General features: G+C 63.2%; 27 protein-coding genes and 1 tRNA gene. 22 read left to right on the top strand and 6 right to left on the bottom strand.

Annotated features, from left to right (window positions below; translation table 11 throughout):
- The first annotated feature begins 15 nt into the window (after positions 1 to 15).
- From ssuC to AQ611_RS11070, 4 genes are all read left to right on the top strand, one after another.
- Positions 16 to 837, top strand: a complete 822-nt coding sequence (gene ssuC, locus AQ611_RS11085) for an aliphatic sulfonate ABC transporter permease SsuC (protein ID WP_069234552.1) — start codon at positions 16 to 18, stop codon at positions 835 to 837.
- Positions 834 to 1,835: an ATP-binding cassette domain-containing protein gene (locus tag AQ611_RS11080; protein WP_069234551.1), complete on the top strand. Its 1,002-nt coding sequence runs from the start codon at positions 834 to 836 to the stop codon at positions 1,833 to 1,835. The genes ssuC and AQ611_RS11080 overlap by 4 nt, the downstream gene beginning before the upstream one ends.
- A gap of 92 nt (positions 1,836 to 1,927) precedes the next feature.
- Entirely contained in the window at positions 1,928 to 2,143 is a 216-nt protein-coding gene (locus AQ611_RS11075) for a TOBE domain-containing protein (protein WP_059518648.1), read from the top strand.
- A 141-nt stretch (positions 2,144 to 2,284) separates the two neighbouring features.
- Positions 2,285 to 2,482: a hypothetical protein gene (locus AQ611_RS11070; RefSeq protein WP_059518400.1), complete on the top strand. Its 198-nt coding sequence runs from the start codon at positions 2,285 to 2,287 to the stop codon at positions 2,480 to 2,482.
- A 280-nt stretch (positions 2,483 to 2,762) separates the two neighbouring features.
- Here the strand turns inward: AQ611_RS11070 and AQ611_RS11065 are convergent.
- Together AQ611_RS11065 and dusA are read right to left on the bottom strand one after the other, a co-directional pair.
- Positions 2,763 to 2,838: transfer RNA gene (locus tag AQ611_RS11065), tRNA-His, on the bottom strand.
- A 75-nt stretch (positions 2,839 to 2,913) separates the two neighbouring features.
- The gene (gene dusA, locus AQ611_RS11060; RefSeq protein ID WP_231935825.1) at positions 2,914 to 3,897 is read right to left on the bottom strand and encodes a tRNA dihydrouridine(20/20a) synthase DusA; all 984 of its coding nucleotides are present in this window, start codon (positions 3,895 to 3,897) and stop codon (positions 2,914 to 2,916) included.
- A 171-nt stretch (positions 3,898 to 4,068) separates the two neighbouring features.
- Here dusA and AQ611_RS11055 point away from each other — a divergent pair, with 171 nt between their 5' ends.
- From AQ611_RS11055 to AQ611_RS10995, 13 genes are all read left to right on the top strand, one after another.
- A complete protein-coding gene (locus AQ611_RS11055; protein ID WP_069234550.1) occupies positions 4,069 to 5,115 on the top strand; it encodes a tyrosine-type recombinase/integrase in 1,047 nt (348 codons plus the stop codon).
- Complete coding sequence (locus tag AQ611_RS11050) at positions 5,112 to 5,720, top strand: hypothetical protein (protein WP_069234549.1); 609 nt, start codon at positions 5,112 to 5,114, stop codon at positions 5,718 to 5,720. Before AQ611_RS11055 ends, AQ611_RS11050 begins: the two co-directional genes overlap by 4 nt.
- A gap of 90 nt (positions 5,721 to 5,810) precedes the next feature.
- A complete protein-coding gene (locus tag AQ611_RS11045; protein WP_069234548.1) occupies positions 5,811 to 6,077 on the top strand; it encodes a helix-turn-helix transcriptional regulator in 267 nt (88 codons plus the stop codon).
- Positions 6,074 to 6,415, top strand: a complete 342-nt coding sequence (locus AQ611_RS25535; RefSeq protein ID WP_146011791.1) for a hypothetical protein — start codon at positions 6,074 to 6,076, stop codon at positions 6,413 to 6,415. Before AQ611_RS11045 ends, AQ611_RS25535 begins: the two co-directional genes overlap by 4 nt.
- On the top strand, positions 6,412 to 8,673 hold the full coding sequence (locus AQ611_RS11035) for a VapE domain-containing protein (protein ID WP_069234546.1): 2,262 nt from the start codon (positions 6,412 to 6,414) through the stop codon (positions 8,671 to 8,673). Before AQ611_RS25535 ends, AQ611_RS11035 begins: the two co-directional genes overlap by 4 nt.
- 758 nt (positions 8,674 to 9,431) lie before the next feature.
- A complete protein-coding gene (locus AQ611_RS11030; protein WP_069234545.1) occupies positions 9,432 to 10,499 on the top strand; it encodes a hypothetical protein in 1,068 nt (355 codons plus the stop codon).
- Positions 10,496 to 10,852, top strand: a complete 357-nt coding sequence (locus AQ611_RS11025; protein WP_197517116.1) for a hypothetical protein — start codon at positions 10,496 to 10,498, stop codon at positions 10,850 to 10,852. The genes AQ611_RS11030 and AQ611_RS11025 overlap by 4 nt, the downstream gene beginning before the upstream one ends.
- Positions 10,849 to 11,043 carry a hypothetical protein gene (locus AQ611_RS11020; protein WP_069234543.1) on the top strand — a complete coding sequence of 65 codons (195 nt, stop codon included), beginning with the start codon at positions 10,849 to 10,851 and terminating at the stop codon, positions 11,041 to 11,043. Before AQ611_RS11025 ends, AQ611_RS11020 begins: the two co-directional genes overlap by 4 nt.
- A 145-nt stretch (positions 11,044 to 11,188) precedes the next feature.
- Positions 11,189 to 11,407, top strand: a complete 219-nt coding sequence (locus tag AQ611_RS11015) for a hypothetical protein (RefSeq protein WP_069234542.1) — start codon at positions 11,189 to 11,191, stop codon at positions 11,405 to 11,407.
- The gene (locus AQ611_RS11010; RefSeq protein WP_069234541.1) at positions 11,404 to 11,607 is read left to right on the top strand and encodes a hypothetical protein; all 204 of its coding nucleotides are present in this window, start codon (positions 11,404 to 11,406) and stop codon (positions 11,605 to 11,607) included. Before AQ611_RS11015 ends, AQ611_RS11010 begins: the two co-directional genes overlap by 4 nt.
- A complete protein-coding gene (locus AQ611_RS11005) occupies positions 11,604 to 12,113 on the top strand; it encodes a terminase small subunit (protein WP_069234540.1) in 510 nt (169 codons plus the stop codon). Before AQ611_RS11010 ends, AQ611_RS11005 begins: the two co-directional genes overlap by 4 nt.
- Positions 12,100 to 12,402, top strand: coding sequence for a hypothetical protein (locus tag AQ611_RS11000; protein WP_146011792.1), 303 nt, complete (start codon positions 12,100 to 12,102; stop codon positions 12,400 to 12,402). Before AQ611_RS11005 ends, AQ611_RS11000 begins: the two co-directional genes overlap by 14 nt.
- A complete protein-coding gene (locus AQ611_RS10995) occupies positions 12,399 to 12,593 on the top strand; it encodes a hypothetical protein (RefSeq protein ID WP_146011793.1) in 195 nt (64 codons plus the stop codon). Before AQ611_RS11000 ends, AQ611_RS10995 begins: the two co-directional genes overlap by 4 nt.
- On the opposite strand, the gene AQ611_RS10990 is transcribed toward AQ611_RS10995, so the two are convergent.
- Both AQ611_RS10990 and AQ611_RS10980 read right to left on the bottom strand, forming a co-directional pair.
- Positions 12,590 to 12,976 carry a hypothetical protein gene (locus AQ611_RS10990; RefSeq protein WP_069234537.1) on the bottom strand — a complete coding sequence of 129 codons (387 nt, stop codon included), beginning with the start codon at positions 12,974 to 12,976 and terminating at the stop codon, positions 12,590 to 12,592. The two genes, AQ611_RS10995 and AQ611_RS10990, sit on opposite strands and share 4 nt — an antisense overlap.
- 1,006 nt (positions 12,977 to 13,982) lie before the next feature.
- On the bottom strand, positions 13,983 to 14,459 hold the full coding sequence (locus AQ611_RS10980; RefSeq protein WP_059518389.1) for a winged helix-turn-helix transcriptional regulator: 477 nt from the start codon (positions 14,457 to 14,459) through the stop codon (positions 13,983 to 13,985).
- 186 nt (positions 14,460 to 14,645) lie between these two features.
- Between AQ611_RS10980 and AQ611_RS10975 the strand changes: the two genes are divergently transcribed.
- From AQ611_RS10975 to AQ611_RS10960, 4 genes are all read left to right on the top strand, one after another.
- The gene (locus tag AQ611_RS10975; RefSeq protein ID WP_059518387.1) at positions 14,646 to 15,083 is read left to right on the top strand and encodes a PaaI family thioesterase; all 438 of its coding nucleotides are present in this window, start codon (positions 14,646 to 14,648) and stop codon (positions 15,081 to 15,083) included.
- A 147-nt stretch (positions 15,084 to 15,230) separates the two neighbouring features.
- Entirely contained in the window at positions 15,231 to 16,283 is a 1,053-nt protein-coding gene (locus AQ611_RS10970; protein WP_059518385.1) for an NADP(H)-dependent aldo-keto reductase, read from the top strand.
- A 315-nt stretch (positions 16,284 to 16,598) separates the two neighbouring features.
- Positions 16,599 to 17,660: a permease gene (locus tag AQ611_RS10965; protein WP_059518383.1), complete on the top strand. Its 1,062-nt coding sequence runs from the start codon at positions 16,599 to 16,601 to the stop codon at positions 17,658 to 17,660.
- Between the two features lie 63 nt (positions 17,661 to 17,723).
- Positions 17,724 to 18,146, top strand: a complete 423-nt coding sequence (locus tag AQ611_RS10960; RefSeq protein ID WP_059518381.1) for a hypothetical protein — start codon at positions 17,724 to 17,726, stop codon at positions 18,144 to 18,146.
- A 377-nt stretch (positions 18,147 to 18,523) separates the two neighbouring features.
- On the opposite strand, the gene AQ611_RS10955 is transcribed toward AQ611_RS10960, so the two are convergent.
- Together AQ611_RS10955 and nodI are read right to left on the bottom strand one after the other, a co-directional pair.
- A complete protein-coding gene (locus AQ611_RS10955; protein ID WP_059518379.1) occupies positions 18,524 to 19,354 on the bottom strand; it encodes an ABC transporter permease in 831 nt (276 codons plus the stop codon).
- A 6-nt stretch (positions 19,355 to 19,360) separates the two neighbouring features.
- Positions 19,361 to 20,275, bottom strand: a complete 915-nt coding sequence (gene nodI, locus AQ611_RS10950) for a nodulation factor ABC transporter ATP-binding protein NodI (protein WP_059518377.1) — start codon at positions 20,273 to 20,275, stop codon at positions 19,361 to 19,363.
- Positions 20,276 to 20,504: 229 nt separating this feature from the next.
- Between nodI and AQ611_RS10945 the strand changes: the two genes are divergently transcribed.
- Positions 20,505 to 20,999: a universal stress protein gene (locus AQ611_RS10945; protein ID WP_069235264.1), complete on the top strand. Its 495-nt coding sequence runs from the start codon at positions 20,505 to 20,507 to the stop codon at positions 20,997 to 20,999.
- Positions 21,000 to 21,092: the final 93 nt, after the last annotated feature.

The following is a 21,092-nucleotide window of genomic DNA, read 5'->3' as shown; positions in this document are numbered from 1 at the left end:
CGCGGGGGCATCGAGATGACATCCTCGTTCCGTTCGCAGCCGAGCCTCGCGGCGCGCCGCGCCGGCCAAGCCGCACGCGCGGTCGCGCCGTGGCTCGTGCCGCTGCTGCTGGTGCTGGCGTGGGAATTCGCCGCGCGCTCGGGCGCGCTGTCGAACCGCGTGCTGCCCGAGCCGCTCGCCGTCGTGCGCGCCGCGTGGGCGCTCGTCGAATCGGGCGACATGTGGGCGAACGTGAAGGTCAGCACGTGGCGCGCGCTCGCGGGCTTTGCGATGGGCGGCGGAGTCGGGCTCGCGCTCGGGCTGGCGACCGGATTGTCGAAGCCGGCCGAGATCGCACTCGATTCGACGATCCAGATGATCCGCAATATTCCCGCGCTTGCGACGATTCCGCTCGTGATCCTGTGGTTCGGCATCGACGAGAAGGCGAAACTTTTTCTCGTCGCGCTCGGCGTGTTCTTCCCGGTTTATATCAACACGTATCACGGAATCCGCTCGGTCGATCCGGGCCTCGTCGAGATGGCGAAGAGCTACGGCGTGAAGGGTTTCGCGCTCTATCGCGACGTGATCCTGCCGGGGGCGCTGCCGTCGATTCTCGTCGGCGTGCGCTTCGCGCTCGGGCTGATGTGGGTGATGCTGATCGTTGCCGAAACGATCTCCGCGCAATCGGGCATCGGCTACATGACGATGAACGCGCGCGAATTCTTGCAAACCGATGTGGTGCTGGTCGGCATCCTGCTGTATGCGGCGCTCGGCAAGTTCGCCGACGTGTTCGCAAAGTGGCTCGAGCGCGCGTTGCTGCGCTGGCACCCCGCGTATCAACCGGGAGGTCGAGCATGAGTGCAACCACGCTGGCCGCGTCGTATGGTCCGATCGCGGGCGCCGATCTCGAGGCCGAACTCGTCCAGCCGCGCACCGCCGACGGCGAAGCGCGGGATGCCGCGATGCGTGAGCAGGACGGCGGTGCGCAGGCGCGGCCGTCGGCGGCCAACGGCGGGCTGTCGCGGGCCGGCCGTGACGGCGGCCGCGCCGCCGGTGCCGCGGCGGTGCAATTGCGGCGCGTAGGCAAGCGGTATGGCGAACGGGCCGTGCTGTCGGACATCGATTTGTCGATTGAGCACGGCGAGTTTGTCGCGATCGTGGGCCGTAGCGGCTGCGGGAAATCGACGTTGCTGCGTCTCGTCGCGGAACTCGAGGCGCCGAGCGCCGGCACGCTCGTCAAGCGTGGCCGGCGCGGCGCGGAGCACGCGCTGGATACGCGGATCATGTATCAGGACGCACGCCTGCTGCCCTGGAAAACCGTGCTGCAGAACGTGATGCTCGGCCTAGGCCGGCGCGCGAAGGACGAGGCGCGCGCGGTGCTCGACGAAGTCGGGCTTCTCGCGCGCGCAAACGATTGGCCCGCGCAGTTGTCCGGCGGCCAGCGGCAGCGCGTCGCGCTCGCGCGTGCACTCGTGCACCGGCCGCAACTGCTGCTGCTCGACGAGCCGCTCGGCGCGCTCGACGCGCTCACGCGCATCGAGATGCATGCGCTCATCGAGCGCTTGTGGCGCGAGCATCGCTTCACCGCGCTGCTCGTCACGCACGACGTGCAGGAGGCGGTGGCGCTCGCCGACCGGGTTTTGCTGATCGAGGCGGGCAGGGTCGCGCTCGATCAGCGGGTGCCGCTTGCCCGGCCGCGCGCACGCGCGTCGACCGCCTTCGCCGCGCTTGAGGAGCGCGTGCTGCAGCGCGTGCTGACGGGCGGCGACACCACCGCCGGAGCGCAGACGGCGCCGCCCGATCCGGGCGGCGACGCGGCCGTGCGCAGGGCAGGCACCCTGCGCTGGGCGGTATGACGATGGCGCGGCGCGGCCCATCGGGCGCGAGCGTGCCGATCAGATCAACGAAGCCTGTTCTCCATCAAACGAATCTTTCGGAGCAATACTCGATGAGCATTACCGCAATCAACGTGCGTAATCAATTCCGCGGCAAAGTGAAGGAAATCATTCGGGGGCCGGTTGTATCCGAGGTCGATGTCGATACGCCGTTCGGCATCGTCACGTCGGTCATCACGACGCGCTCGGTCGACGAACTGGAACTGAAGGTGGGCACCGAGGTGGTGGCGCTCGTCAAGTCGACGGAAGTGTCGATCGCGCGCCTCTGAACGGCGCGGAAATCGGGCTTCGACTGCGCGTCGGGCGAGAGATTTCCCCATGGCCGCTGTTGGGCCGCCGAAGCATGGTTTTCGCTGTTTTCCAGGCACTTGTGGAGTGTTAGGATGAGGCGAACCTGGCGGAGGCGGCCTATGTTCCCCATCCTGAGTCCCGAGGCGATCGAAGCGCTGAAATGGATCGATCAGTTCGGCTCCGGCCGGCCGCTGCCGGCGGCCTTCCGGCCCGCGCTCGAGGAATTGCTGAACGACGGATTCGTTTATTTGAGCGGCCCCGACAGGGCGGACATCACCGACGACGGCAGCGCTTATTTGTCCGACGCATACGATTGATCGCTGAACGGGCGGCGATCGCTGATGGCTGCGCGCATTGGCGAATGCGCGGATCGTATTGCGCCGGCATCGCATTCGATGGTCAATTACGATGGCTTTCGACTGGGCCGCTGCTCGATGCCGGAGGTATGTGGCTTGGCTCGGGCGCGGCGTAGCGAATGCGGGCAACGCGTCAGGACGTAAAAAAGCCCGCTCAGGTGGCGGGCTTTTTTTATTCCCATTCGGGAATTTTCGCACTGTTCATCTATTCAGCATTCCGATGCCAAGTGCTTGAATCTTTTGGGGTGGCTGATGGGACTCGAACCCACGACAACAGGAATCACAATCCTGGACTCTACCAACTGAGCTACAGCCACCACTTGCTTGCTGCCTCTTCATCTGACTCGTCGGAAGAACTCATCAGCGAAGAAGCGAGATTATACAAACTCCGTTTAATCTTGCAAAGCCCTTTTTTCAAAAAACTCGTCTTTGCCCGCATTCGCCGCATTCAGGTGTGCGCGCGCTTCATCGAAAATCGACAGATCGCCGCGTGCCAGCCGCTTATTGTCCGATAGCACGCGGCGCCAGCCGCGCGCACCGGCGGCGCCACGATATAACCCCAGCGCGTGCCGGATGATCGCGCCGAGATAAGTGCCGCGCGCAAGTTCAGCCGCGCAGTATTCGATGAGCCGCGCTTGGACTTCATCGCGCGTTGGCGCGGCAGAGTCGGCGAGATAGAAACGTGCGTCGACGTCCGCGAGCACGTAGGGATTGTGATACGCCTCGCGTCCGAGCATCACGCCATCGACGTGCTGCAAATGTTGCTCGACTTCGTCGAGCGTCGTGATGCCGCCGTTGATGATGATCTCGAGTTGCGGAAAGTCGCGTTTCAAGCGATACGCGTAGTCGTACTTGAGCGGCGGAATCTCGCGATTTTCCTTCGGCGACAAGCCTTTCAGGATCGCATTGCGTGCATGGACAATAAATACGTCGCAGCCGGCCGACGCGACCGTGCCGACAAAGTCACGCACGAACCCATAATCTTCGACCGCGTCCACGCCGATCCGGTGCTTGACCGTCACCGGGATCGACACGGCATCGCGCATCGCCTTCACGCATTGCGCGACGAGTTGCGGCTCGTTCATCAAGCACGCGCCGAATGCACCGCGCTGCACCCGCTCGGACGGGCAGCCGCAGTTCAAGTTAATTTCGTCGTACCCCCAGCGCTCGCCGAGTTTTGCCGAATGCGCGAGATCGGCCGGTTCGCTGCCGCCCAATTGCAATGCGACCGGCGCTTCCTCGGGGCTGAACGCCAGGTGACGTGCGACGTCGCCGTGAATCAATGCGCCTGTCGTCACCATTTCCGTATAAAGCCACGTATGGCGCGAGATCATCCGATGAAACGAACGGCAATGGCGATCGGTCCAGTCCATCATCGGCGCGACGCTTACGCGTCGAGTCGTATGTATTTGATTATTTGATATTTTTTCCACTGAAAATTTACTCTGTTCTGCCTATGTGCAAATATTGGTGCACACGAAGTGCACACGTTGGCAATGTTTGGTGTAGCATGTGCGAACGATTGGACACACACAAAGTGCACACGAATGGCTACATTTTCTCATCTTCCTTCCGGTAAGTGGCGCGCCCAAGTGCGCCGTGGCGGCGTGTACCGTGCAGCGACATTTGACCGGAAGCGCGAGGCGCAGGACTGGGCGGCTGCCGTTGAAGGGCAACTGAACCACGTCGCAGCCAGCGGATTTGCCCCGATCCCGAAAGGGGCGACCCTTGGCGATCTGATCGACAAGTACGTCGAGAATTTAGAGGCTGAACCGGGAAAAACAAAGTCGGCGACGCTCGCAATGCTGAAGCGCGATCAACTTGGGGCGGTGAAGCTGACCGGTTTAAACGCAGTCGTGCTGCGCGACTTCATCGACCGCAGGCGCAAGGACGGGGCCGGTGGTGTCACCATCGCTGCGGACCTGTCGTTCTTGTCGGCCGTGCTTAAGTGGGCGCGCCATGCGCGTCACATCGATGTTCCCGATCATCTGGCACTGGAAGCGCGCGCCAGCTTGAAGCATCGCGGTCTGAACGCGCGTTCCCAGGAACGCGACCGCGAACCCACCGATGAAGAACTGACACGCCTGTATGCGTACTGGAAGGCGAGCCCGCGCCAGCGTATCGATATGCCGACGATCTGCCGCTTCGCGCTGGCAACAGGCATGCGACTGGGTGAGATTTGCGGGCTGCAGATTGAGGACGTGGACCGCGAACGCCGTACCGTCATCATTCGGGACCGCAAAGACCCTAAGGAGAAAATAGGGAATAACCAGACGGTTCCGCTGCTGCCGGATGCATGGGCGATTGTCTCGCCATTGATTGAGGGGCGCACGGGCGGAAGCGTTTTCGGCGTAGCAGCAGCGTCGGCATCGACTGCCTTCACGCGCGCGTGTGCAGCCGTCGAGCCGGCAATCATCGATCTGCATTTTCACGATCTACGCCACCGTGCCACGGCGGCGTTCTTCCGCGCTGGCTTGGGCATCCCGCAAGTCGCCCTGCTCACAGGGCACAAGACGTGGGCGATGCTGCGCCGGTATACAAGCATCAAGCCCGAGGACGTGCACGCGGCATTCGGCAATGGAGCGGCGAAATGACTGCCAGAAAGAAGCCCGACCTGTCGGCCGTCCCCGCGTTCATTGTCGAATCGGAATTCCTGCCCGACGCGCTGCGTGCCGAACTGATGCTGCACCTGACGGATGCGCCACTTACCGGCGAGCAAAAGGCCGCGCTGCTGCGTTTCTGCAACGATTGGGCGCAGCTTCCTGCTGACACGACACCAGCGGCGCAGCAGTCCGCCCAATTGGAAGCAATCGCATCGAACGCACGCCGGCTGCTGGCGAGCATGAAGCTGGATGACGGCACACGCGACGTGCTGGCGGCTCACGCACGCTGCGACCTTGGGCATGATCGCGACTTCCTGTCGAACGTGTGGGACGCAGTGGCCGCGCTTGAGCGGGCTGCTGAGTACACGCGCGAGCAGATGACGATAGACCGCCAGAGCAAGCCGGGACAGCAACGTGCGCACGCCCTGGTGTTCTCGCTGGCGGGACACGTCTGCAGCCTGACTGGCCAGATGCCGCCGAAGGATCGGGCGTCATGGTTTGCGGCGTTCGCGGCTTGCGTCGGAGAGCACTTCGGCCTAACTGTCGGCCCGCGCATCATCAAATCCGGCATCGAAGCCGCGACACCAGCACGTTGATCTGCTCATTTTCTCGATCAACGCGGGGGCCAAATATCCACGCGAAAACGACACTCCGTCCTGTAGCAAACAACTTGCAAACGGACGGAAATGGAACAGACCAACATTGAGATACCGGGAGACGATAACCGTGTCCGCGAGCTTGCGGACCGACTTGGCTTCATACCGGAAACTGATTTCCAACTACTGGCAGATGCCACGCCGCTGACCGTGCGCGAATGGCGCAAGCGGGGCTATGGGCCCAAGTACGTTCGCCTAGGAAGGCGGTATTACTATCCCCTGCAGGCCGTGCGCGAATTCATGGAGAGCATCGTCCATGAGCGCAATTCCACCGTGCGGGGGGCCGCGCTTCTGTGAATATCCAAAAGAAAACCGGGATTCAGCAGCAGACTGAACCCCGGCGCGAAATACTGCGTGACGGCAACCAGTATAGCAGTCCTAAGCGACGTGGGCGCAAGATTTCGCGCGCTTCGACGCGCAGCGATTACCCGTTGTTCTGGCGTTTCGCGTGCGCTCGCACTGCGGCGGATTTCTATCCTGCCGCTGTCGCGCTTGCCAGCAAGCTGCTGAAGCGCGGACAGGATGCTGCCGACATTGCCAGCGACATGGAATTCCTCGCGCGTCGCGCTGGGCTGTCCTGCTTCGTCCTGCCTGTCGTGGCCGATTTGTCGCTGACGACGCGGGAGGCTGTATGAACGCGCCCGCACTCCGATACGACGATGTGACGCGCCAGTTTGCCGGCGCGATGGCCGAAGCCGGCCTGCGCATTGCGGACGAAATCCACGGCGATGGCGAAATCCATCGCTTCCACGTCGATGGCGACGCCAAGAACACGCGCAACGGCTGGTATGTGCTGTTTCTGGACGGCACTCCGGCTGGCGAATTCGGCAGCTGGAAAACCGGCCTGCAGGTCACCTGGTGCGCGGACAGCGAACGGCTGACGCCACAGCAACGCGACGCCGCAAACGCCCGCATTGAAGCCGCGCGCAAGGAACGCGAACAGCGCGAGCGCGAACGCCAGGCATCGGCTGCGCAGCGCGCGCAGGCGTTGTGGGATGGCGCGGCCGATGCCGACGACGCGCACCCGTACCTGGCGCGCAAGGGCGTACCATCGCATGGGCTGCGCGTCGCTGACTGGCCGCTGACGGATGTGAATGGGCGCACCTTTAAGACCGTTCCGAATACACTGCTGGTGCCGATCAAGAACCGGCGCGGCGATATCATCAGCCTGCAGGGCATCTTCCCGGCCAAGCAGCCCGACATTGGGCGAGATAAGGATTTCTGGCGCGATGGCCGCAAGCGTGGCGGTTATTACCGCATCGGCCAGTTCGACGGCACCAGTACCGTGGCAATCTGCGAAGGCTACGCGACAGGCGCGACAATTCACGCGGCCACCGGCTGGTCCGTCGTCGTCGCATTCGACGCGTACAACCTGCAGTCCGTTGCGGAAAAGGTGCGCGAGTTCGTTCCGCAAGCGCTGATCGTGATTTGCGCCGATAACGACCGCTGGACGATTGAGCCGGTAGAAAACCCTGGCGTGACGAAAGCGAAGGCTGCCGGTGCATCGGTCAATGCCCGCGTCATCGTGCCGGACTTCGCGGACCTGGACGGACAGCCGACCGACTTTAACGACCTGGCGGCGCGTGAAGGTATCGCCGAAGTGCAGCGCCAGTTAGCCGTGGCGCAGCCGTCAGTGCCGGCCCACGCGAATGACAATATGCCGGTGGCGTTCGACGCGCATACTCCATTGCCGCACGTCGGGGGCGGCGGCCGACCGAAAGCGACCATTGAGAACGTCGCAGAAATCCTTCGTCGTATGCGGGCGTCGGTGCGTTACAACGTGATCGGCAAGCGCAACGAATTCACGATTCCGGGTGAGTCGTTCGCCATCGATAACGCGGAAAACGATGCATTGGCGCGCGTCGAATCGCGCTGCGCTGAAGCCGGCATGGCGACCGGCAGCCTGCCGCGCATCGTGTCGTATCTGGCGGGACAAAACCAGTACAACCCAGCCGCGACGTGGATTCTTTCGCGCCCGTGGGACGGCGTTAGCCGTCTGCAGGACTTCTACGCGACGGTGACGCCGCAGGAAGTCAAGACGTTGCCGGATGGTCGCCAGTTGCACCAGGTGCTGATGCTGCGCTGGATGCTGTCCGCCGTCGCGGCAGCATTCGAACCTAACGGCGTGAGCGCCCACGGCGTGCTGGTGCTGCAGGGAGAACAGTACCTGGGCAAAACGAAATGGTTTCGGTCGCTGGTGCCTGATGATTTGAGCCTGACCAAGGAAGGCATGATCCTGCGGCCCGACGACAAGGATTCCGTGAAGCAGGCGTGTTCGTTTTGGTTGGTCGAACTGGGCGAGTTGGACGCCACATTTCGGAAGAGTGACATTTCCGCGCTCAAGTCGTTCATCACGAACCGGTCGGACGTACTGCGCATGCCTTACGCGCGCGGTGAATCGCATTTCGCACGCCGCACCGTGTTTTTCGGCAGCGTGAACCCGCGAGAGTATCTGCACGACACGACTGGTAACCGGCGCTATTGGACCATCGAATGCAGGGCCATCCACCATTCGCACCAGTTGGACATGCAACAGGTTTTCGCCGAAGTGCATGCGTTGTATCAGGCCGGCGAACGTCACTACCTCACGCCGGATGAGCACGCGGCGATGAACGCGAGCAACGAAGCGTTCCAGGTTGCGGACACGATTGAAGAACGGCTGCAGGCGAAACTGGACTGGACCGCGCCACAAGCTGAATGGACGTGGCGCACGGCTACGGAAATTCTTATGCAAACGGGAATCGACAAGCCGAATCGAGACGAAGCATCGAAGGCTGGTGCGGCTCTGCGCAAGCTGAACGGCGGACAAGGCAGACGAACAAACGGCAAAACTCTACTGCTCGCGCCGCCGCTGCCAGGGCGAAATACCGGAAACTGGGAACGCCCATTCTGACCGATCAACCATGAACCCGGCACACGCCGGGTTTTTTGTTGCCGATGCACCGGGTGATGCACGGGGCGATTCACTGGGGGATGCACACCAGCCAAACCCTTACGGCATAAGGCTTCCAGCCTAATCAGTGCATCCAAGTGCATCCCTTTTCTATATGTATAGATTGAAAATAGAGAGGGGTAGCAAAAATGGCATAAGAGAGTGCGCGCGGGTGGATGCACTGTCGCCCTGATGCACTGAATTCGCTGTAACCCTTGCTGGATAAGGCTTTGCGGGCGGTGCATCGGCTCGCAAAGCACCGAGCAACACCCGCACAGATGCACTGACCACGACCTGGTGGCACGTGCTGCCTAGCAGTGCTGGCGGCACGTGTAAGTGCACCGTGATTGCGTACGACGACGGCGGCGCGTCGATGCTGGCGGGATGTGAGCGGATGGCGGCGTGGCGGGTTGCCAGGAAGCGCGGGTCCTCCGCTATGGGGGAGCGGGCGGGCGCAATCGACCGGCAATCCTCGATAACTGCGAGGCAAAAAAATGCATGTCCGATGTCTAATTCGGCCCGACGTTGCGCGCATACGGCGTGCCACGCCCATCGTGAAGCGCAATGAAGTGGCGCGAATCCTGAAGCATTTCGTTACAAATATCACGCCCAACTATTCACGTCCATGAATATTTTTCTATTTAAAAACAATGACTTGCACGGTTTCTGCCGGTATAGTTCATGCAAATCCTGCATCAACTAACCGGACACCCGACCACATGGACCACGAACAAACCGAAAGCTACGTGCCGCCGATGAGCGATGCCGAATACGCCCGCGTCATGGTGGAAGCACACAGCCGTGCTGGCAGCCGCGCCGCAGATGGCCGCGCCGTGAACGTCAACCCGCTGGCCCGCGCCCATGCGCACAATCTGCGCGAACAGCCGGCGATGTACATGCAAGGCAACGGCGACGCGCAGCGGATGATTCCGCTTGGCGGTCCCGGAGTCGCGACGCGCATGCAGCTGAACCTGGCCGAATTCGTCAGCAATTCGCTCCAGGACGACAACGTTTATTCCGTGAACAATGTCGATGCCGGCCAGGTGCATACGCTTGACCCGGTTGCGGTGCTGAAGTCGCGTAGCGTGGCGCTGGCATCGGGCGTGACGCTCCAGCTGGCACATCCGCGCAATGACGCGCTGATCGTCGCCAGCGGCGACAAGCTGACCGGATTGGCGGGCATGTATCGCGATAGCGCTCTCGTTCGCCGACCGTTGCCCGCGCAATTTTCGGATATCGCCGATGGCGCGACGGTGGCCGCATCGCCGCTGCCCTTCAAAGACGTTTCCTATTCGTGGCCGGAAGTCGCCAGCGCGGCGTTTTCGACCGTCATCTCGCGTGCGGCCGATAAAGCTGTCGGCGGCGGCGAATTTCTGTTCGCCACGCTGCTGAACAGCGTTCTGTTCGGTCTGGCGGAATACCTCGACCGCGTGGTGTACAAGGCAATGTCCGACGCCGCGCCGGTTGCGTTCACTCACGCGTTGGCGGCAGCCCAACACCTTCGCATCGCGGACCTGGTGGGCGTCGTCGGCACGGCAGGCGCGGGCGCTGGCTACAACGGGGCAGGCGATTTCATCGTGAATCCCGGCATCCGCGCCGACCTGAGCGCGCAGACGGCTGGCAGCTTCATCTACGCGCCTGGAACCATCGTCGCGGCGCTGTGGCCGACCATCGACATTCTGGTGAGCCGTGCCGGCGCGCTGAATGGCGACGTGACGGTGACGTGCTTCGCGTCGGCGCAATGCCCGATTGCCGACAAGTCGGTCATCTGGACTGCGGGCGCGTGATGCTGGCCGCCATTCGAACCTGGTTCGGTGGCCGCAAGGCTGCCGCGCCGGTCAGCGATGCGCTGCCAACAGAATGCGCGACGCTGATCGCGGGATTGTCGTTCCATCACCGCGACGATGACACTGAAACTGGCGCGCCGCGCGTCATCTGCATGCTGTCGGATGGCGGCGCTGGATTTAGGTACGGGGCCGATACGGCATCTGCGTGGCTTCGCAAGCGCTTCCGCTTGAACGATGGGCAGACGGAGCGCGCGATGCGGATGCTACGTGATCGGTTCGCTGAGTGGCAGCGCCTGCAGGGTGCGGCAGTAGCTGGCCGTGGCCGACCGAATTACGCAAAGGATTGGCAATGACCCGACCGCAACGAACCACTATCACGCTCGCAATCGAGCAACCGACCATTGAGCGCATCGAAGCATGGCGCACCGAGCAGCTTGAACGGCTTGGCTTGCGCTTGAGCATGAACGCCGCTGCAAACGCGATGCTGCGTGCCGGCCTGGACGCGCAGCAAAACGATTTTCAAACCGTGCCGGCCGGGACATAGCCGGACGCGCAGCTCACGACGCGCGACCCGATGAGCGTGGGCACGGCCTGACCCCCTCCGTGTTGAGCATGGGGGTTACTTCAATCGCGCTGGCTACCGACGCCGGAAGTATCGGAAGCACTCCTGAACATATGAGCACGACCACATGAGTACACGAAACACTCTTACCGAAGCCGCCGATCAACTCGGCGAAACGAGCGCCCTGCTGGCGCGATATCGCACGCTGTTGGCCGGAGCTGGCAGCATCGCCGCGCCCGTCGTGGCGCACGCGGTGAACGATATTCGCCGCACGGCGACAGCCCTGGAATGCGTGGCCATCGCCTTGGCGAATGCGCAGCGCGCACAGCAAGGGGCGAGCGCATGAAGACCCTGCTGACGAAGCTTTTTCGCCGCCGCGCCGAACCGGCACCGGCACCCGAAGCCGCCCCGGTGCCTACGCCCGCGCCAGCCCCGCGCAAGCCTGGCGACAAGCGCCGCAAGTACAGCAAGGGGAAGCGCCATCCCGCGCCGCGTGGCGCTTACAAGGCCGACTGGAACGAGCCGATTTTGCGGGGTAAGCGATGAGCGCGCGAACCGAGGATATCGAAGTCTCTGGCCCGGTGGCGAATGCCGCCACGCTCGCCAAATGGTTCGGCGTGACGCCGCGCCATATCAGCCGCCTTGCCGAAACTGGCGTGCTGGATAGAACTGGTCGCAACACGTACCAGCTGGACCAGGCCATTCCGACGTTGTTCGAAGCGCTGGGCAGCGGTGGCGAAGTCGGGACGAAGCTGCAGGAAGCCAAACTCCGCAAGCTGGACGCCGACGCGACCCGCGCTGAACTGGCGCTGGCGAAGGAACGAGGCGAAGTGGCACCCATCGAGCAAATGGAGCGCGCATGGACGAACCAGTGCCAGCTGATTCAGGCGAACATGCGCCGTATTCCGCAGCGCGCCGTTGTGCAATTGATCGGAGAGACGGAAGAGCGCCGGTTCAAAGAAGTGCTGCTGGCCGAAATCGATTCGGCGCTGAAAAGTGCCGCCGAAGTGAACCCCGAACTGGACGACGAAACCGAAGATGCAGACGACTGAACGATTCTCGAACCTGGATGCCGTGCTGGCTGTGATGCGCACTACTGCGCAGAACCTGGTGCCGCCCCCCGAAGAACTGGCGAAATACGCTGAGCAGGACAAGCGCGACGCGTTGTCCAATGCGCGCCTGCAGAACGTCGCACGTGCACTCGCTCACGACGCTGCCGATGCGCTCGAACCGGACGCCGGCCAGCCGATTGACGACGCGACACGTGATCGCTTGGCTGCGGCTCTGCAGCGTGTACTGGTCGAGCACCTTCCGCCGCTGCGCAATCTGGCGGGCGCGTGATGCGAATCAGCGAGCCTCGCGGACGCGTCGTATGGGAGCGCGATGACGGGGCCGACCCGTGGGACGCGCTTGTGTCCCGCGTACTCGGCCCCGTCGTCACCGAAGCGGACCGCGAACGGCGGCGCAGCGATGCGCTGGCGCTGGCCGGCGCTGCATTGCGTGCCGCTGGTGTCGAGCGCTTGCCCGACTAGTATTCGTCTTCCAGCTTCCAATCCGTCACATCGGCGGGCATGTGGGTGTACCCCAGCGCCGCACACAGGTGAAAACGGTGGAAGCCTTCTCGCAGTTCGTAGCGTTGTTCGCCCGCACGTTGAAACAGTAGCAGTGGCGGCAGCGGCGTGCCGGCGCGCAGCGCCGCCAGAATGCTGGCGCTGCGTATCACGCCGGGCCTATCGGGGTCGGGCTTATCGAAATTCGGCGTGCCGGGGCTCCGCACCACGGGATCAATCAGGGCAATCGCCACTTGGCGCTCACCGGTGCCCGCAGGCGCTGCGCTGGCCGGCACGAAATCCGTCATGCCGGCCTTGGCCACCAACGCGCGCGCTTCTGCCAATACTGTCGAGTCAATGGGCATCAATAGCTTTCCTCTTTCGGTAGTGTGCGCCTAGCATATTTCGAGGGCTGCGGCGGCGCGCCGAATCCGTTTCCTGGCCGCGTCCGCCGCACGCAGTGCTACGTTGCTGTTCACGACGCGCGCCGGTAGCACGTACCGCCGGCCAATCTTCACCACGATTCCCTGTCTCACCAGTCGATCCGGCTTCCGTATGGCTGTCGGCCGCGCCACGCCAGCGTAGGCGGCGATCTTCGTCGTCGCCATCGGTCGGCCTTCAGCGCATCCGACGAACACGGCGGCGAGCAGCACCAGTTCATCCGTGCACAATCCAAACCGCTTGCGCCCGATGTATGCCGCACCGAATGCTCGTAGAGCGTCTGGCGCGGCGGCGGCGAGTAGTGTGTGTTGACGGGGTGGCGAATATTACTGCACACAAAGTGCACACGACACCCGCAAAACCCTTTCCGAACAAGGATTTTCAGTCCAGTCCATCATCGGCGCAACCGATACGCGGCGAGGACTAAGCGAGGACGAAACTGACATAAGCGGGGACCGTAAGACGCGGCGACGTAGAGATAACCCGTAATTTTACCGCAATGAAACCGGCTGGACTGCGGAGCAAATGAGTCAATTCCGTCGACGCGAAACGCATGACCCGCAGGCCGCATCGTCGCGGGCCGATCGGAGGGGCGGCAAGCTTGAACCGCCGAGCGCGAAGCCCGGTCGACGGAAAATCGCTCGAGCGTCAAACGTCATCCGCCATAGCGACTCCCTCGCAATGTGTTTTACTCAACCGGTGTGGCAGATCGACGGCGCGGGGCGCCGGTAGATTTTTTTACTCCAGCCGAATCGATCGCATTTGCCCGCGATTCGTAACCCGGCTGAATCGCGCAGGCGGCCGGAAGAACACGCCGTCATGGCGCAGCGAGCGGAACTGCGCGCTCTTTGAATGGCCGCGTCAAAAAATGGCCGCGCTCACAAGCGGCGGAAACCGCCCGTATTGTTCAATTTCCGCGCCCGAGTGCGATTACCCGACCTTGCTTTCCATTCTCTGTTGCCAATATGGGCCCGGCACCGGCTCGACGTCGTGCGGATCGAGCGGATCGCCGCATTGCGCACACACGGTCACGGGCCTGATCAGATGGCCGCATGTCCGGTGCCGCAGCAGGATGGGTGGCCCGTTGCCATCGTCTTTCCAGCGATCGCCCCACGCATTGAGCGCGAGCAGCACGGGATAGAGTTCGAGCCCTTTCTGGGACAGTCGATATTCGAAGCGCGGCGGCCGCTCCTGGTATGCGCGCTTCGTGAAGATGCCTTCGTCGACGAGCCGGGCGAGCCGATCCGCCAGCACGTGGCGGGTGAGGCCGAGCTGCGCCTGGAACGCATCGAAGCGGCGCACGCCGAAAAACGCGTTGCGCAGAATGAGCATGGTCCAGCGGTCGCCGAGAACCGCGAGCGTGCGCGCGATCGAGCACGGCATCGAGCCGACGTCATCCCATTTCATGATTGATTTCCATCGTGGATCGGATCTTGCATTCCATTATAGAACTTAGGTTCGGATCGGATACGGCCATGCGTGTTGACAAGCCTTTGATCGCTTATCAATAATGAGTGCCATTATTAGTTCTTTTTTGGAACTTAAAGAGGTGCGATGCGCGTCGTTCCGGTGTCGCGATAACGAGGAGTATTGATGAATCCGCTTTCCATGTCCGGTCTCGAACTGTTGCGCGCCGCCGCGGCGGGCGATTTGCCGGTTGCGTCGATCGCCGAGACGGTGCCGATGCGCATTGACGATGTCGAGCTCGGTTACATCAGGATGAGCGCCCGGGCCGACGGTCGCCATTTGAATCCGCTGGGCGGCGTGCACGGCGGTTTCGCCGCGACCGTGCTCGATTCCGTCACCGGCTGCGCGGTGCATACGATGCTCGATGCGGGAGTCGGTTACGGGACGATCGATCTGCACGTGAAAATGCTGCGCCCGGTGCCGCGCGACGCCGACCTGATTGCCGAGGGGCGTGTGATCCATTTGTCGAAAAGCCTGGGCGTCGCGGAAGGGACGCTGAAGACATCGGATGACAAACTGGTTGCCCACGCATCGGCCACCTGCTTCATTCAGCGGCAGCCCTGAGCGGCGGGACGGCGCATTTGCGCTGCCGCTCGAGCCGCGCCGGCAGCGTAAGCGCCGCTCGAACGGCGCAGGGCCGGGCGCGCCGTGAAGCAATCCCGCCGATGTGCTAGCGTCGGGATTTTCCACTCGACGCAACAGGAAACCAGCATGAAATACCGCACACTCGGCGATTCGGGCGTTGAAGTCAGCGTGATCGGCCTCGGCACGATGACCTGGGGCGAGCAGAATACGGAAAGCGACGCGCACGCGCAGCTCGATTACGCCGTCGACCAGGGCGTGACGCTGATCGATACGGCCGAGATGTACCCCGTGCCGCCGAAGCCGGAAACGCAAGGGCGCACCGAATCCTACCTCGGCACTTGGCTCGCGAAGCACCGCGCGCTCAGAGACAAGCTGACGATCGCGACGAAGATCGCCGGCCCGGTGCGTCAGCCGCATCAGCCCGCGCATATCCGCGGCACGGGCAACCAGTTCGACCGCAAGAATCTGACCGAGGCGCTCGACGGCAGCCTGAAGCGCTTGCAAACCGATTATGTCGATCTGTACCAACTCCATTGGCCAGACCGGAGCACGACGACGTTCGGCCGCTCAACCTACCCCTGGGTCGACGATCCCTATACGGTGCCGATCGAAGAAACGCTCGCCGTGCTCGGCGAGTTCGTCAAGGCGGGCAAGGTGCGGCATGTCGGCGTGTCGAACGAAACGCCGTGGGGCGTCGCGCAGTTTCTGCATGCGGCGCGGCAGGCCGGCGTGCCGCGCATCGTCAGCATCCAGAATCCGTACAGCTTGCTGAACCGCACGTTCGAGAACGGGCTGTCGGAGTTCAGCCATCGCGACGGCATCGGGCTGCTCGCCTATTCGCCGCTCGCGTTCGGCTGGCTGTCCGGTAAGTATGAAGGCGGCGCGCGCCCCGCCGGCGCGCGCATCACGCTGTACGAGCGGTTCCAGCGTTACAGCAAGCCGAAGGCGCTCGAGGCGACCTCGCGCTATGTCGCGCTGGCCAAGCGCCATGGGCTGTCGCCGGTGCAGTTGGCGCTCGCGTTCGTCAACAGCCGGCCGTTCGTGACGAGTAATCTGGTGGGCGCGACGTCGCTCGAGCAGTTGCGGGAGAACATCGCCAGCATCGACGTGACGCTGTCGCCGGAAATTCTTGCCGAAATCGACGCGCTGCACGAATTGCAGCCCAATCCGGCGCCTTGAAGGGTGCATCCGGGGCAATGGCGCGGCTTTTACGCGGGGGCGCCAGCGCGAGCGGCCGATGGGCGCCGCGCGCAGTGCATGCGTGCGGCGGCACGGGCGTTGATCGGAGAATCGCGCATCACGTGCGATAATTCCGGTTTCCCGTTACCGGCCCGGTTCGGTCGAACCGGGTAGTGATTTCCCGTATCCGAGGCCGAAGCGTCGATGAGCGGCCGCCATCGCTGCATGCGGCGCGGGCGGCCGCTCATTCATCCGTTTCCGGCGTTTCGCTTCGATGCGCAATAGGCTCCGATACACGCATTCACGGCGACCAGCATGACCACTTCCCGTTCTCTTAATCCGCATCCCGCGCTTGGCTTGGCTGCGTTCGTGCTGCTCGCTGTCGCAGGGCTCTTCTACGTGAAGTGGTTTCCGTACTACCACAAGGCGTTCGTTGCCGCCGATCATCATTCGATCGGCCAGTCGATTCTGATGGGAACGGCGGCGCAGCCGCCCGAGCCGTCGCTGAAGGCGGCGCTCGACTATGCCTGGGCATATGGCAAGGCGATCTGGCAGGCGATGGTGCTGGGTTTGCTGCTCGGCTCGGCGGTGCAGGCGCTGCTGCCCGCGCATTGGGTCGCGCGCGCGCTCGGCGGCACGGGGTTCGGCAGTGTCGCGGCGGGCGGTCTGCTCGCGCTGCCCGGCATGATGTGCACGTGCTGCGCGGCGCCTGTCGTCGCTGGTTTGCGCGAGCGTGACGCATCGCCGGGCGGCGCGGTCGCCTTCTGGCTCGGCAATACGGTGCTCAACCCCGCTGCGCTGGTGTTCATGGGCTTCGTGCTCGGCTGGCAGTGGAGTGCGTTGCGGCTCGTGCTCGGCATCGCCATGGTGTTCGGCATTGGCTATCTGCTGAACCGTCTTGCCGGGCCGCAAACGCGTGCGATCGACGATGCATTGCGCGCGCGGCTGATTGCCGGGCAGGCCGAGGCCGGCAACGCGTTCGTCCGCTGGGCGAAGCTTTTCGTGCGAATGGCGGTGCGCCTCATTCCCGAGTATCTGGTGCTCGTGCTGCTGCTCGGCGCAGCGCGCGCATGGCTTTTTCCGCACATCGGGCCGGACATTGGCAACGGGCTTGGCTGGATCGTCGCATTCGCGGTGGCAGGCATGCTGTTCGTGATTCCGACCGCGGGCGAGGTGCCGATCATCCAGGCGATGCTGTCGCTCGGCATGGGCGTCGGGCCGGCCGGTGCATTGCTGATGACGCTGCCACCCGTCAGCGTGCCGTCGCTCGCCATGCTTGCCCGCTCGTTCAAACCGGCAACGCTCGCGCTCGTCGCGGGGCTCGTCGTCGTATTCGGAATCGTCGGTGGCCTGGCCGCAATCGGGCTCGGATTCTAATCGGGCCGGCCTCGGCGCAGAGGCCGGCCGCTATTTCAGCAGTGGAAACAATCAGGAAAACGCATGACGCAACACAAGGTACACCCCCGGCTCGAACAGGCGCTGACGCGCGGTGATCTGGCGATCCGCCAGGCCAATTCCACGCGCGCGACTGCCGTGCTGAACGCGCTTGGCAAGATGATCGTCGAGGCGTCGGCGACGATCGGCGTCGAGGCGAGCGTGGAGATTCCGCAAGGCGAGCGAGTTTACGATCCGATCAACGGGCTGTGGCCGCAGAAGATGCTGGTGTCGTTCGATGGGCCCGTCGCGGATGCCGATCCGGAAGAGCTGCGCACCGTCTATTTGCTCGCCGACGATCCGGGCACGGTGTTTCGCGTCGAATGGCATCGCGCGGATGGCAAACTCGGCCGGCAGGAGGGCGGTCCGATTGCGACCGTTGCGTTCTTGACCGATGTCGAGATGCCGTGGAGCGACGACGACGAGTGAGCGCGAATGGGCGCGGCGGGCCGGCGCGGGCCATCGGCAGCCGACCACGGGATGCGGTTCGGACGGCCAGTGCGCGATTGATGAAGCGCGGCCGGTGAGATGCGGCTGATGAAGCGCGATGCCGCGCGTGCAGGCGTCATTTGTATGACGATTCCGCTAGGCGGAGCGCGCTGCGTGAAGCTGCGGCTGCAGACGAGCGCGGCGGATCGGTCGTGCGGCATTCGGCAAACGAGCCGCGTGCAGAAATAGCCGCTGGCGAAACTGGCTGTTCGGGCCGCCTGGGCCGACAATCCGTGCGGCTCAAAGGCTCAAAGGCTCAAAGGCTCAAAGGCTCAAAGGCTTAGCGTGGGCCGCGGTTGCTTGTTACGCCTGCGTATTCAGCGCATCATCCGCCTTCTGAATAGCCGGGCGCAGACGAAAAAACCGCCAATCGCATACGCGGCAAGGATTGCGACGTGCATCGCGACGCCGGTGGCCGGACGATCGAGCATTGCAGGGCGGATCAGGTCGACGGCATTCGCGAGCGGCAACGCATAAGCAGCATGCCGTGCGAAATCGGGTAACTGCGTGAGCGGAAAGAACACGCCGGAGAGCAGCAGCATCGGCGTCAGTACAAGCGTCTGATAGAACATGAAGAAGTCATACGACGGCGCGAGCGCGGTGACGATCATCGATAAGCTCGCGAATGCAAGGCCGGCGAGTGCGATTACCGGCAACGCAAGCAACATCGACGGAAATGTCGCGTAACCGAGGATGCCAGCGACGAGCATGATCGCGGCACCCGACAGCATCGCCTTGCTCGCTGCCCAGACGATCTCGCCGAGCACGATATCGCCGAGCGCGAGCGGCGTGTGCATGATCGCCTCCCAGGTGCGCTGCACGTGCATGCGCGAAAAGCCCGAATACATTGCTTCGAAGCTCGCCGACATCATCACGCTCGAGCCGACCGTGCCGGCCGCGAGAAATGCAATGTACGACACGCCGTCGACGTGCCCGACCATCAGCCCGAGTCCGAGCCCGAGCCCGAATAAATAGATCATCGGATCGGCGAGATTGCCGAACATCGACGCGAGCGCGAGCTTCTGCCAGACGAGATAGTTGCGCCGCCACACGGCGATCCAATTGGTCGCGTTCGCGGGCAGCGCCAGCAGGGATTCGCGCTCGCGGGGCGCGGTGGCGGATGTCGGCGGGTAACGGCGGGTGTCCATCGTGCGTCAGTCCTGCATCTCGCGGCCCGTCAGCCGCAAAAACACGTCTTCGAGATTGGCTGGCCGGTTCAGGCAGCGCAGGCCGTGACGGCCTTTCAGCCGCGTATTGATCGGCTCGGGATCGTCGACATAGCAAAAGAGCGTTTCGCCGCTGATTTCGGTGCGCTTGACCAGGGGCGCAAGTTCGTCGCGCAAGCTCACGGGATCGGGGCCGTAGATTTCGATCACGTCGCAACCGATTTCCTGCTCGATCAACGAGTGCGGCGCGCCCTCCGCGATCTTCCGGCCTTCCTCGATCACGCACAGCCGATGGCACAGGCGCTCGGCTTCTTCCATGAAATGCGTGGTCAAAAGGATCGTCTTGCCGCGTGCGAGCAGCGAGCGCAGCCGCTCCCACATCAGATGCCGCGCTTGCGGATCGAGCCCTGTCGTCGGTTCGTCGAGCACGAGCACGTCAGGGTCGTTGACGAGCGCGCGCGCGAGAGTCAGCCGCCGTTTCATGCCGCCGGACAGCTCGCTTACCTTCGCATTCGCCTTGTTTTCGAGCTTCGCGAATTCGAGCAGCGGCGGCACGAGCGCGCGCGCATCGTGTGCGGTGAGCCCGAAATAGCGCGCGAAGACGATCAGGTTCTCGCGAACGGTAAAGTCGGGGTCGAGGTTGTCGAACTGCGGCACCACGCCGATGCGCCGGCGCGCATGGCGCGCGCGCGCCGGCACCGGTTCGCCGCATAGTCGGATCGAGCCCGCATCGGGATGGGTGACGCCGAGCAGCATCTTGAGCGTCGTGGTTTTGCCCGCGCCGTTCGGACCGAGCAGGCCAAAACATTCGCCGGGATGCACATGAAACGACAGCCCATCGACGACGAGCCGGTTGTCATAGCGTTTTTCGACTTCCTGAAAATCGATCGATGCGACGGACATGGGCGAGCGGAGGTAATAGGAATCGTGCGGCACGAACGGGCCATTCTAGTGCATCGATTGCATGATTTCAGCGGCGCGAGACGTGCGGATCACGTGTCGCCCGGTATCGTTACATCACATCATTGTGCATTTGCGGCGCGCGGCGAATCAGCGTTTTCCAGCTCTTGCATCTGCGATTGCGTCGCACCATGATGAACTCACGCGCCTGTTGCGTAATAGGGAGATCATCATGGCGAGCTATAAAAAAATTCTACTGTGCTACGACGGTACGCTCGAAGGCCGCAAGGCATTGCGGTGCGGCGCCGATTTGGCGCTCGAACTGAAGGCGGAAACGCATTTGCTGTCGGTTGTCGACATGCGATCGAGCATTGCTCAAAGCGCCGGCTTGCTGACCGACGTTGCATGCAGCCGCTTCGAGGAAACCGCGCGCGAAATCCTGCAAGAAGGCGTTGATTGGCTGACCGCGCGCGGCGTGCAGGCGCAGGGGCACTTTGCATTCGGCTATCCGATCGACGAAATCGCCAATCTCGCAACGAAGCTCGGGGTCGATCTCGTCGTGGTCGGCCATCGTTGCCGGAGCGGCTTGTCGCGATGGTGGATGGGTTCGGGCAACACGCAATTGCTTGACCGCATATCGTGCAGCATTCTCGTTGCCTGCTCGTCGTCTGCCGAACAGCGCGCGGAGAGCCAGAAAGAGGCGGCGCAGGCGGCGACCGGACGATAACGTTCGCCGTGACGGTGGGCGACTGCTACCGTGCGGCGCGACGGATCGTATTCGGTTGCGCCGACCACTGTTCGAACGGCTGGCGTGCCGGCT

This window comes from Burkholderia singularis (assembly GCF_001718875.1).
In the GTDB taxonomy this organism is placed as follows: domain Bacteria; phylum Pseudomonadota; class Gammaproteobacteria; order Burkholderiales; family Burkholderiaceae; genus Burkholderia; species Burkholderia singularis.
The sequence above is the reverse complement of the archived record's forward strand: the minus strand, read 5'-3'. Positions and strand labels throughout refer to the sequence as shown.